Origin of the sequence: Pseudomonas sp. BN505 (assembly GCF_029873175.1) — a bacterium.
In the GTDB taxonomy this organism is placed as follows: domain Bacteria; phylum Pseudomonadota; class Gammaproteobacteria; order Pseudomonadales; family Pseudomonadaceae; genus Aquipseudomonas; species Aquipseudomonas putida.
Window position 1 is genome coordinate 189,985 of sequence record NZ_SSOI01000026.1, and the last position, 10,833, is coordinate 200,817.

Sequence of the window (10,833 nt, forward strand, 5' to 3'; positions counted from 1 at the left end):
TTCGGGCTCCTGCTCAGGCGCGATCGCTGCTGGATGGGTCTTTCACTTCGGCTTCACGGCCGAATTCCTTGCCCAGGGTCTTGAGTTTTTCGGTGTTCTGCAGCACGTCCATCAGCAGCTCTTCGAGCTTGTCGTTGCCGCCCATCTTGTTGCGCAGGTCGGCCAGTTTGTTGCGCACTTCAAGCAGCTTGCGCAGCGGCTCGACCTGCTTGACCACGTTCTGTGGCTCGAAGTCTTCAAGGCTGTTGAAGTTCAGCTCCACGCCTAGCTGGGTGCCGTTCTTGGCCAGGGTGTTGTCGACCCGGTAGGTCAGGCGTGGCTTGATGCCCTTGAGCACACCGTTGAAGTTGTCCCGGTCGATGAAGACGAACTTGCGGTCCTTGAGCTTGGGCAGCGGCTCCAGCGGGTTGCCGGAAAAGTCGCCCAGTACGCCGACGACGAAGGGCAGCTCCTTTTTCTCGATGGCATCGCCGATGTCCACGTCGTAGGTGATATGGACCCGCGGCGCGCGGACGCGGTCGAGTTTGTGCTGGGTGCTTTCCTTCTTCGCCATCGTGTTCTCCAGTGCTAGCAGTTCGCTGCGAATCATTGCGCGGCCCGGTGTGGGGCACTGCGGGTTACAGTCCTTCGATCGTCAGCAGCAGGCGCTGACGGATGTCGTCGTTCATTTCCAGAATGTTGTCGCGGCCCACCAGTTCTTCGAAGCTGGTGTTGCCGGCAATTTGCGTGCTGCTACGGATGACCGAATCGTCGGGAAGTTCCGAGCGCACCGGCGAGCTGATGACGCAGAACGGCAGGTCGCCAAAGCCTTTGAGGCGTTCGAAGCTCAGCCCGTAGCGCAGGCCTTCGAACAGCCGGCCCAGGCCAGGCGACTTGCTCAGGCAGTAGAACAGCACGAGGTAGTGCACCACGAAGCGGTACAGCTCGGCGCTGCTGCGGTTGGGGTCTTTGATGACATTGCGAAACCGCGCCAGGTCGAAGGCGTGGAAGCCCACTACCCAGCGGGTAGGGCTGGTGATACGGATGGTCTGGCCGCTCTGTTCGAGGACCTTGTCGTATTCCAGCGGGAACAGTTCGGGGGTGGTGCTGATCAGGTTCAGCGGTACTTCCAGCTCGGTGACCAGCTGGAACGGCGCGGCTGAGCCGATACGTTCGTAGAGCTCGACCAGGGCCTGGAAGTGGCCCTGGGTTTCGCGCCCGCTACTGCGCTGGGCGCCTTGCAGGTATTCGCCAAACAGGGTTTGCGGACGGATCAGCGGTGCCACGGTGGCAAGGTAATCCGCCGCCTGCGCCTTCAGCGCATCGGAGATCGCCCGCGTCTGGCTACGCAGCTTGATCAGTGCTTCGACATCGAATGATTGTGTCATCGGTACATCGCGTCCATGTGCCTGCTTGATCGTCCTGAACGCCAGTGGCGTCGACCTGAAATTGAGCCATCGGCTGCGGCAAATCTGAGTGCTGGCACATGAATATTGTGTTGCCAGCAATGCCGACTAGGGCACCTCGCTGGGGAAGAAGTTCCGGCGGGCGGGGCGATTTTTTCAGTGTTTTACGACGCTACGCAATAATGGCGCTGTGATATTGACAGTGCGCTTGGTCGCAGGAATTGGGGGGTTAAGCCCTAAAGACTGGGTGCGAAAGGGGCTGGGAAGAGATGAAAATCATTGGTAAAAAGTTTTTTTCAAAAAGTGAGTCAGTTCTCATTTTGTGCGCTGGCCGCCTGCGCGTTGCGGGTTGGGGAAGCGCGTCAGGATGATGGCAATGCGACGAGTTTCGTCGCATCCAGCGGGGTAACTGTCTTGTGCAAAAGCGATAGCTAGCGCGATGCTAGTAGGTGCGGGTAGGTGCGGGATTGCCCGCGAACACCGGCGCAGCCGGTTGCATCCAACTCAGCGACCATCGACCTGTACGCAAACGTCTCTGCCATTGATTGCCTTACATGGCCAATTGTCGTTGATGTAATGATCCGGCTTGAAGCACACGCGTTCATCGTTAACCCAGAACATCTGCCAACCGGAGCCCGAGATCCTGAGCTTCGGGCACGACCAGTAGCCCTTTGCCGAAAGCGTTGCTGTGGTCAGCGTAATCATTGTCGGTGCGACGATAACCATCAGCACAACCGTCAGTTGCAGCGAGCGTAGCTGGAACCCATGCAGCCAAGAGGTTTTCAGTGGGTCAAACTTTCGACCGGTCCATGCGGCGATCAGGCTACCAACGATCAGGCAAGGCCCCAGGGGAATGAATGCAATCATGAAGAAAGCTTTGAGCGGGGTTTCCACGACCGGCGCATTACGGTAGAGCCGGCCGTAGAGGGGTACGATATCCGTCCATAAGGCGTACACCGCCAGTGCTCCCATGGCGAGCATGGACAGCATCAGACCGATGGCCGTAAGCCGGAAAAGAACAGGGGACCTTACGTAGAGTTCGGGATGGTCTTTCATGTGTGCCTGAGCATTCCCTGGCGGCCGCAGATCAAACCAGCATTGCTGGACAACAGATCCTGGACGTTATCACAGGACCAGGCACTGGATCGCGCTCAGGGCGCATTGCCTGATCTGGCGATTGGTGATGCAGTAGGCGCGACGCTGGAGTGTCAGCGGCGCGATCAAGGGCATGTTTACGATAGGGTCGGCGGTACTCCTTTGCGCCTGGCGTCTGGTGAGTGGACCGACGATACCAGCATGGCCCTGTGCCTGGGGGCACCTACGCTACAAAGGGCCAAGGGCCAACGACCAATTCGATTTCGCTTCCTTTGCCGATGCCATGGCGCGCTGGTACCGGCAGACTGAAAACAGCGTCAACGGCCGTTGCTTCGACATCGGCAATATCAAGGCCTCGACCGCAGGCAATGGTACCGTTGATACGCCAATGGCTCCGTTACCCAATTCATTCTCAAAGAAATCCCATGATCGATCTAAGAAGCTCAAACGCATTGCTGGCCGACTACGTGCGACGTTATGCGCACCTGTCGCCGGAGCCCTCCCGGCAGTTGCAGCAGCGGATGGACTACACCTTGCAGCCTGTTGCGCCAGCGGCGCCGGCGGTCAAGCCAAGCTGGCTGCATTCCAGGGCTTGCACATTGACCGCGGAGCAGGCACTGGACCGCGCCAAGGGCGCGCTGCTTGGCCTGGCCATCGGCGATGCGGTAGGCACCACGCTCGAGTTCCAGGCCCGCGACAGGGGCCAGGTGAGCGACATGGTCGGGGGTGGCCCGTTCAACCTTGTTGCGGGTGAGTGGACTGATGACACCAGCATGGCGCTGTGCCTGGCAGACACGTATGTGAGCAAGGGCAAGTTCGATTACGCCACCTACGCAGATGCCTTGGTCCGCTGGTACCGGCGCGGGGAAAACAGTGCCAACGGTCGTTGTTTCGATATCGGCAATGCCACGCGCAATGCCCTTGAAGGCTGGCTGCGCGAGGGCATTACCTGGCAAGGCAACTATGACCCCTCGACGGCTGGCAATGGCTCCATCATCCGCCTTGCGCCTACGGCAATCTTCCGCCGGCACTCGCTGTCGGCAAGCTGGTGGGAAAGCGTCACGCAAAGCAGCGTGACCCACAACGCCGACGAGGCAGTGAACTGCTGTCAGCTGTTTGCGGCACAGCTGCATCTGGCGCTCAACGGTGCAGACAAGGAAGAGGCCCTGGCCCCAGCGGTGCGTTCGTTGCGGCCTCGCCCGATGATCATCAATGCGGGCGAGTACAAGCAAAAGAACCGCGAACAGATCCGCTCCTCCGGCTACGTCATCGATACCTTGGAAGCAGCACTGTGGGCCGTATGGAACACCGACAACTTCAAGGACGCGATCCTCCTGGCCGCCAACCTTGCCGATGATGCCGACAGTGTCGCTGCAACGGCAGGGCAGATTGCGGGGGCGCTCTACGGGGTATCGGGCATGCCGTCGGAGTGGGTGGCCAAGGTGGCCTGGTCGCAGCATATTCGTAGGTTGGCGAGCCGGCTGTTCGAGCTGGCGCCGCTGGGCGATGAGCTCGATGACCTTCTCTACGACAGGCACGGATAGGGTTCAGTGATCGTCAGCGCGAGCGCTTTGTCTAAATACTCAAGTGACATGGTGGGTTGCATTGCTCCGGCCTTACTCGCTGGTTCCTCGCCAGTGAAATGCTTGCGGCAACCACAGGCGCAGATCAGCTTGTGTGCTGGCAAGTCGTGTGCGGGCTATGTAGTGTTCTGCAATGTAATAAACATGAGGCAAGGCCTCGGCGAGTTATTCGTCTTTGTGGGTTGAATCCTTTGCTAGCTATTGCTCAAATTATCAGCCTGTTCAGCATGGATTTATGCTTTTCGGTGCCGTCGAACAGAGCCTGAATGAATTTCAACTGGTCGAATAGAGTCGCGTATTACAAGATATCTGTAACTGTTTGTTATTTTTCGTATTGTATGCGCTTGATAAGCGCTCCCGATGTCGAGGGTGATGGCTTATTGATGTCACTTGTTGCGATTTGTGATTGACTTTTTCGGTTGACAGAATGAAGCGGCTCGTTGTTTCCTGCACGCTTTCAGGTTCTGCTCAGAGGGAAATGTGATGAGAGTGGCATTTTTCAATGGCAGCAGTGAACTAATTGAAAGGTCAGGAGTCGCAGCGGAGGGCGGGCTCCTTACGCCTCACTGAACGCAATGGCCGTGGCGAGTGCGAGCGCTGGCCTTTTTCAACATGGAGTATCAATGGCATGGAGCTGTATCTGGTACCTGCCCCTTTGCTCTGCGTCAGATCGACGCGTGTTCCAGGACCTTGCATCCCGCCATGGGTGGGGGGGCGAGTTTGAATCAAGGCATTTACCCCTGTACCGCAGCTGACCCGATGGGGCTGGGTCCGCAAGATGGCCTGCTTGGACAGGGCGAGCTGCCTTGGCCAAGCACTGTCGCAGCCAGGAGCTTCCCCTCCACACTGGATATCGGGGGCAGATATACTGCTAACGATCTGGACGCCGCAGAATTCTTGATTGCGGAACTGAGCGCCAAGCAGAGCGACTTGACTGCTGAAGAAGCAGAAGATTATGCGTTAAAGCTTGTTGGGCTATTAAATAAAATGGTCAGCGCTGGCCGCGTGGGGGCAGATAAGCTTTTGGCATTGAAGAAAAAAGCTGAATCTATTCCAGTCGTAGGCCCGGTTCTATTTTCGACGGCTAACTTGCCTGGTACTTTGGCCGGTGTCGGTGGCGCCATTCACGCCGGGTCAATGAACACAAAAGTAGAAAACCTGTTGGACCTCACCCCGGCAACAAAGAAGCAATTGAAAAAATGGGCTGCTTCCCGCGGAAAAGCCGGTAGTGTGTCGCCTCGTCGTGCATTCCGGGGCCGAATAAAGTTAGTGAGTTCTGGGGGTAACTTGTTTTTTGAGGTGCCGGCGAACACAAAGGCCAGTATGTATAGGGTCAATGGCAAGCTGGTTAACGACTCTATCAGGATTGCAGCCTACGACACTGTCAGAGAGTTGCGAAAAGTTGCGCATGTTGATAGCGCCGCTTATGGCAGCAAGGGGGCAGGGAAGTTTATTGCGGGCGGCATGACCGGGTCAGCATTAGCATTTGGCCCACAGTTGGCTCTGGATATTAGTAGTTCTTCGAGCGTTGATGAATTCTTGCGCAAATCCGCTTACAGTCAGCCAGCCAACGCGGCAGCATACGCCAGTGGCGTGATTATTGGCATGATTGGCGGGCCGGCCATCGTCGTAATAGTTGCTTCGCTTGTGGTCGGTGCAGCTATTCAATTCACCTTGAGTGATGACGCAACCGGTTGGGGGACTGATTTTGGCGATTACCTGACTGGGAAAGATTGAATTAGATGTTTACGACCGAACGGTTTTTTGCGCGAATTTGGGCTTTCTGGTTTTTGACGCTTATGATTTCAGTGTTGACACTTGGGGTTGCGCCGAAGATTGTTTTTGTGCCCATGGCTGTAGCGTCATTTCTTACATTTTGCTGGTGCGTGAAATGCGCCTATCGCTCGGAAAGATTTGCTGATTTTGCGTCCTTACGCCTCTGTTTCAGCTTGACTGCCGTGCCGCTTTTCGCCTTTGTCCTGTCAATGGCGATAACGTACAAACAAGCAAAAATGGGAGGCGTAGCGGCGCTTGCGATCAGCGCCGTGCCGCTCATTCTTACTGCGCTGGCTTTCGCATTGGCCTATGGACATAGAAGCAAGGCGACTTCATTCCTGTTACGCGGTGAGCGGGTTGAAGTATTCGAACCCGAGCAGGCCAATTCGTGGGTTGTGGGCGGGTTTGGTGCAGGGTTGAGTAGTCTGCTATATCCGATGATAAAAAACTATAACAGTTCTATGGCTGTGGTGCTGTGTGTGATGGTTTTCATTTCGCTGTATTTGGTCTTCTATAATCGCACCAATATCGCTTCGTTAAGGGCGTTAAAAGAACGCGAGTGTCGTGAGGCGCGTCAATACACATTTCTTGAGATCGAATATGTGCGTGCGTTACGCGACGCTTCATGGTTGGCTCGGGTTTTTGCACTCAAGAGCCGACAATAAGCGATATTAAATATCAGTTATCAAGGAAGCGTTATGTTGACGGACCTGATTTCCCTGTTAAGCCCACAGAATCGACGTCTGTTCAAGCTCAATACTTTTGCACAGAACAGCGAAGAAGATCTGTTGCTTGAGCATTTTTCTGGGAGCGAGGGGCTTTCACGCCTTTATCAATTGGATTTGGCACTACTGAGTCAGCGCATTGATGTTAAGCTAAAGTCCTTGATTGGCCGCCTTGCAACGGTAGAAATAGAACTTGCCGATGGCAACTTTCGCTATATTAATGGGTATATAAATCGTTTCAGCACCCAGGGGAGTGATGGCGGTTATGTACGTTATTCTGCCCTGCTTGGGCCCTGGCTGTGGATGTTGACTTGCCGTTTCGATTCACGAATCTTCCAGGATAAGACGGTACAGGACGTAGTGAGCGAGGTGTTTGCAGGTTTCGGCAGCTTGGCAAAGTACGAGTTCCGCCTGAACAAATCGTTGAAACCTTATAGCTACATTACTCAGTATCGCGAAAGCGACTTCAACTTTGTTCAGCGTTTGCTGGAGAATGAAGGGCTATTCTACTACTTTGAGCACACCGCAGATGCTCATGTCATGATCATCACGGATGACTCCAGTACGCTACTGCCTTTGCCCGAGCAACCGCAAATTCGCTTTCATTCCGCGTCCGTAACAGAAACGGCTGACTCGATTACCCAGTGGCACGCCTCTCGTCAACTGCAATCCGGAAAGATCGCCGTTCGAACCTTTGACTATCGTCAGCCGCGCAATTTCCTTCCGGTGACCATGCAGAGTCTCAATGAGCAGGGGGATGTCGACAAGTTTGAAATCTATGATTTTCCAGGTCAATACACTCACGGCACCTACGAAGCCGGAGAGAACCTCGTGCGTAATCGTATCGAAGCTCTGGAACTGGTAGGTAAGACCTTTTACGGTGATAGCAATTGCCGGGCGATGAAGCCAGGCTACACCTTCGAACTGACCCAGCATTATGTTCATGATTCAGGTGATGCTGAAAACCGGCAGTTTTTGTTACTGAGCGTAGAGCATCGTGGCAGCAACAATTATATGACGGGTGATCAAGCCGGTTATCACAATAAATTTGTCTGCGTGCGTAGGAAAATCGCCTTCCGCCCTCAGCTAAGCACGCGTAAACCCTTGATCAACGGCCCGCAGACCGCAATCGTAGTCGGGCCGCCCGGTGAGGAAATATTCACCGACGAACTGGGCCGCGTGAAGTTGCAGTTTCACTGGGACCGGCTTGGAGCATTCAACGATCAAAGCTCTTGCTGGGTACGTGTCGCCCAGTCCGGCGCCAGCGGCGGCTTCGGCAGCATCCAGATCCCACGCATAGGCGACGAAGTGGTTGTGGTGTTCCTTGACGGCAATCCGGACCGGCCGCTGATCATGGGCAGCCTGTACAACAGCACCAACACCCCGCCATGGTCGCTGCCGGCGAACAAGACCCAGAGTGGGTTCCTGACACGTTCGATGAAGGGCGACGGCGGTACCGCCAACTTCTTCCGCTTCGAAGACAAGGCCGGCGCCGAGCAGATCATCATGCATGCCGAGCGCAACATGGATACCGAAATCGAGCTGGATGAGACCCATGATGTAGGGAACAACCGCTCGATTACGGTTGGCGGTACGCACACCGAAACGGTCAAGAAAGACACCGTGGTGCAGGTGACCGAAGGTTCTTACACCCTGCAGGTCGACAACCAGTTCATCCAGGTGGCCGCCAAGCAGCACATCATCCTGCAGGTGGGCGACAGCAGCATCACGCTGACCCCGGAAGGCATCGAGATCAAAGGCAAAGTCATCGTGACCACCAGTACCGACACCACCCAAATCACTGGCGCCGCAGTGCGGATCAACGACTGAGGCAAGGTACATGTACAAGCCCTCGATCTACGACCGCATCTCCGCCAGGCGCGAAGCGCAAGAGGAGGCAGCGCGCCTGGCCAAGCTGGCAGAAGCTGCTCATGTGCCCGAACCTGTGCCCACACCGGAACCCGTGCCGGCAGTGCTGCAGGATGTGGCCAGCGGTTTCACCTTCGCGGGTTTCAACCTGCAATTTCCAGTTGGCTTTCGTTTCCGCGATATCCAGACCACCCTCGAGCATGAAGGCGAGCCAGTCAGCCTCAGCATCCGCCGCCGTGATGTACGCGCCAGGCAGCCGCTGGAGCAATTGTTCGAGCGTGCAATCGAGGCCTTGCGCGAAATGAGCCCGCAACTGCGCGTGATTCGCAAACGTGACTGCCACCTGGCCGGCAACCCCGCCAAAGTGGTGGATTTTCACTTCAATGCCGGCCACGAGCCCCGCCACGGTCGCCTGGTCGGCGCGCTGGTGCCCATCGCCGGCAGCGAGTCACTGCAATGGCTGGATATCTCATGCGTAATCGACCCCAGCAAGCCGGGCCTGAGCCAGTGGCTGGCCGAGTTTGACCGCATGCTCGATGGCTTCGCGCTGAGCTGACCCCCATTTTTTGTTATCAGGAATTTTCATCGCATGGATTACGAGTTGCAGGAAGGCGGCATAGCGCTGCCAGCAGGGTTCGAGGACCGCACGGTCAACATGTTCGTCTTGGGTGCCAGTGTTCCCGCGCCGTTGAGCATCACCATCTCGCGTGACACCTTGCTGCCAGACGAAGCCCTGCAGGCCTATGTCGATCGCCAGGTCAAGATGCTGACCTCCAAGCTGCGTGGCTACACCCGTTTGGGCAACAAGGCCGTCGCGCTTTCTGCTACCGCACCCATTGCTGGTATTCAGATCGACGCCTATTACATGAACCAAGGCCGCCCGCTTTACCAGCGCCAGGCCGCCTTCATCATCAGCCCTGGCCGTGCGCTGATCTTCTCCACCACGGCACAGGCCGATTTCAGTGCCCAACAGAACCAGGACTGGGACAACCTGCTGGCGAGCTTCACTCCGCGCACGCCCGTAAGCCGTTCCGAGCCCGGCGAACAGGAGTAACCCCTCATGTTCGAAGCGGCCAGGTTCGGCGACGAGATATCGCACACCAGCGCGTTGGGGGGCTTCCTGATTGGCGCCGCCCTGGGTATAGCGCTGGTTGCCACGGTGGCGATCGCCACGTTCACCTGCGGGTTTGGCGTGGCGTTGCTGGCCGGTCTTGCAGCTGGTATTGGAGGCAGCTTGCTGACCGCTGCCGGAGAGGCGATAGGCAGTATGTTCTCGTCCCCTTCAGGGACGATAACCACTGCCTCACCCAATGTATTCATCAACAGCCGCAAGGCTGCGCGTGTTGAAAAAAGCATTGGCGCCTGCGACAAACACCCGGGGCCGGTGCAAATTGCCGAAGGCTCGACCAATGTATTCATCAACAGCGTGGCCGCTGCGCGCAAGGGCGACAAGCTGACCTGCGGCGCGACCATTTCCGGTGGTTCTGACAACGTCATCATCGGCGGCGGCACCCACCGCTACCTGCCCGTGGACGATGAAGTCCCGGAGTGGCTGCGCACCACCGTGGATGTGCTGATGGCCATCGCCGGTGCCGCAGGCGGTATTGCCCAGCTGATCAAGGCCGGTAGCCAAGCCGGCATGAAAGCCATCATGCCTTGCGCGCTAAAGTTCACTGCCGGCTTCGTCGCCGGTGAAGTGGCCAGCCGCTACGTGGTCGAACCCGTGGCCCGCAAGGCTATCGGCGGCCTGGTCGGCAACCCCGTCGACCTCACGACGGGCCGCAAGCTGATCCCCGATGAAATCGACTTCAGCCTGCCGGGCCTGATGCCGATCGAGTGGTCGCGCTTCTACGCCAGCGACCTGACGGTCGACAGCGTGCTCGGTCGCGGCTGGGTGCTGCCCTGGGAGCAGAGCCTGCGCCGCCAGGGTGCATTCATCTACCTCACCGACAACCAAGGCCGCGAAGTCCCGTTCGTGACCCTGCGACCGGGCGAACGAATCTACAACCCGCATGAGCAGGTGTACCTGGTGTGCACCGAGGGTGGCCATTACATCCTGCAGACCCTCGACAACCTGTTCTTCTACTTCGGCGAAGTGCCCGACACCAACACCGAAGTGCCGCTGCAACGCATCGAGAACGCCCTCGGCCACTTCCTGCACTTCACGCGCACGCCCGACGGCACGCTGACCGACATCAGCGCCACCGGCGGCACCCGCGTGCACCTGCACTACGACAACCCGCTGGGGCGCCTGACCGACATCAAGCGCGTGGTCAACAATGAGGCGGTCGAAACGCTCACCCAGTACCGCTACGACGAACACGGCCAGCTGAGCGCGGTGATCAACCGCAACGGCGACACCGTGCGCAGCTTCAGCTACGCCGACGGCCTGATGGTGAC

10 protein-coding genes and 1 pseudogene are annotated in these 10,833 nt (G+C 57.2%); 8 read left to right on the top strand and 3 right to left on the bottom strand.

The genetic code is table 11. The features are described from left to right. Positions 1-13: 13 nt before the first annotated feature. The 3 genes from tssB to E8E78_RS05955 all read right to left on the bottom strand — a co-directional run bounded on the left by tssB (position 14) and on the right by E8E78_RS05955 (position 2,441). A complete protein-coding gene (tssB, locus tag E8E78_RS05945) occupies positions 14-553 on the bottom strand; it encodes a type VI secretion system contractile sheath small subunit (protein WP_012272397.1) in 540 nt (179 codons plus the stop codon). Between the two features lie 64 nt (positions 554-617). Next, the gene (locus E8E78_RS05950) at positions 618-1,367 is read right to left on the bottom strand and encodes a hypothetical protein (RefSeq protein WP_016499530.1); all 750 of its coding nucleotides are present in this window, start codon (positions 1,365-1,367) and stop codon (positions 618-620) included. A 522-nt stretch (positions 1,368-1,889) separates the two neighbouring features. Beyond that, a complete protein-coding gene (locus tag E8E78_RS05955) occupies positions 1,890-2,441 on the bottom strand; it encodes a hypothetical protein (protein ID WP_084967064.1) in 552 nt (183 codons plus the stop codon). On the opposite strand from E8E78_RS05955, the pseudogene E8E78_RS05960 reads away from it, so the two are divergent. The 8 genes and pseudogenes from E8E78_RS05960 to E8E78_RS05995 form a co-directional block, all read left to right on the top strand. Beyond that, a pseudogene (locus E8E78_RS05960) lies at positions 2,430-2,829 on the top strand (ADP-ribosylglycohydrolase family protein); the annotation flags it as partial. The gene E8E78_RS05955 and the pseudogene E8E78_RS05960 overlap by 12 nt on opposite strands. Positions 2,830-2,905: 76 nt before the next feature. Further along, on the top strand, positions 2,906-4,024 hold the full coding sequence (gene tri1 / locus E8E78_RS05965) for an ADP-ribosylarginine hydrolase Tri1 (RefSeq protein ID WP_084967065.1): 1,119 nt from the start codon (positions 2,906-2,908) through the stop codon (positions 4,022-4,024). Between the two features lie 651 nt (positions 4,025-4,675). After that, positions 4,676-5,800: a hypothetical protein gene (locus tag E8E78_RS05970; RefSeq protein ID WP_232861189.1), complete on the top strand. Its 1,125-nt coding sequence runs from the start codon at positions 4,676-4,678 to the stop codon at positions 5,798-5,800. 5 nt (positions 5,801-5,805) lie between these two features. Next, entirely contained in the window at positions 5,806-6,504 is a 699-nt protein-coding gene (locus E8E78_RS05975; protein WP_049276442.1) for a hypothetical protein, read from the top strand. A gap of 33 nt (positions 6,505-6,537) precedes the next feature. After that, positions 6,538-8,394, top strand: a complete 1,857-nt coding sequence (gene tssI / locus E8E78_RS05980; protein WP_084967066.1) for a type VI secretion system tip protein TssI/VgrG — start codon at positions 6,538-6,540, stop codon at positions 8,392-8,394. A gap of 10 nt (positions 8,395-8,404) precedes the next feature. Then, positions 8,405-8,989, top strand: coding sequence for a DcrB-related protein (locus E8E78_RS05985; protein WP_061204083.1), 585 nt, complete (start codon positions 8,405-8,407; stop codon positions 8,987-8,989). Positions 8,990-9,022: 33 nt separating this feature from the next. Next, the gene (locus E8E78_RS05990; RefSeq protein WP_016499542.1) at positions 9,023-9,487 is read left to right on the top strand and encodes a DUF1795 domain-containing protein; all 465 of its coding nucleotides are present in this window, start codon (positions 9,023-9,025) and stop codon (positions 9,485-9,487) included. 6 nt (positions 9,488-9,493) lie between these two features. Then, positions 9,494-10,833 (top strand): DUF6531 domain-containing protein (locus E8E78_RS05995; RefSeq protein ID WP_280337095.1); only part of this gene is annotated, 1,340 nt, incomplete at its 3' end.

What these genes read in the sequence shown, in the direction of transcription:
- tssB (WP_012272397.1), bottom strand. Translation starts at nt 553, where the DNA reads ATGGCGAAGAAGGAAAGCACCCAGCACAAACTCGACCGCGTCCGCGCG.
- tssI (WP_084967066.1), top strand. Translation starts at nt 6,538, where the DNA reads ATGTTGACGGACCTGATTTCCCTGTTAAGCCCACAGAATCGACGTCTG.
- E8E78_RS05955 (WP_084967064.1), bottom strand. Translation starts at nt 2,441, where the DNA reads ATGAAAGACCATCCCGAACTCTACGTAAGGTCCCCTGTTCTTTTCCGG.
- E8E78_RS05990 (WP_016499542.1), top strand. Translation starts at nt 9,023, where the DNA reads ATGGATTACGAGTTGCAGGAAGGCGGCATAGCGCTGCCAGCAGGGTTC.
- E8E78_RS05975 (WP_049276442.1), top strand. Translation starts at nt 5,806, where the DNA reads ATGTTTACGACCGAACGGTTTTTTGCGCGAATTTGGGCTTTCTGGTTT.
- E8E78_RS05985 (WP_061204083.1), top strand. Translation starts at nt 8,405, where the DNA reads ATGTACAAGCCCTCGATCTACGACCGCATCTCCGCCAGGCGCGAAGCG.
- E8E78_RS05950 (WP_016499530.1), bottom strand. Translation starts at nt 1,367, where the DNA reads ATGACACAATCATTCGATGTCGAAGCACTGATCAAGCTGCGTAGCCAG.
- E8E78_RS05970 (WP_232861189.1), top strand. Translation starts at nt 4,676, where the DNA reads ATGGAGTATCAATGGCATGGAGCTGTATCTGGTACCTGCCCCTTTGCT.
- tri1 (WP_084967065.1), top strand. Translation starts at nt 2,906, where the DNA reads ATGATCGATCTAAGAAGCTCAAACGCATTGCTGGCCGACTACGTGCGA.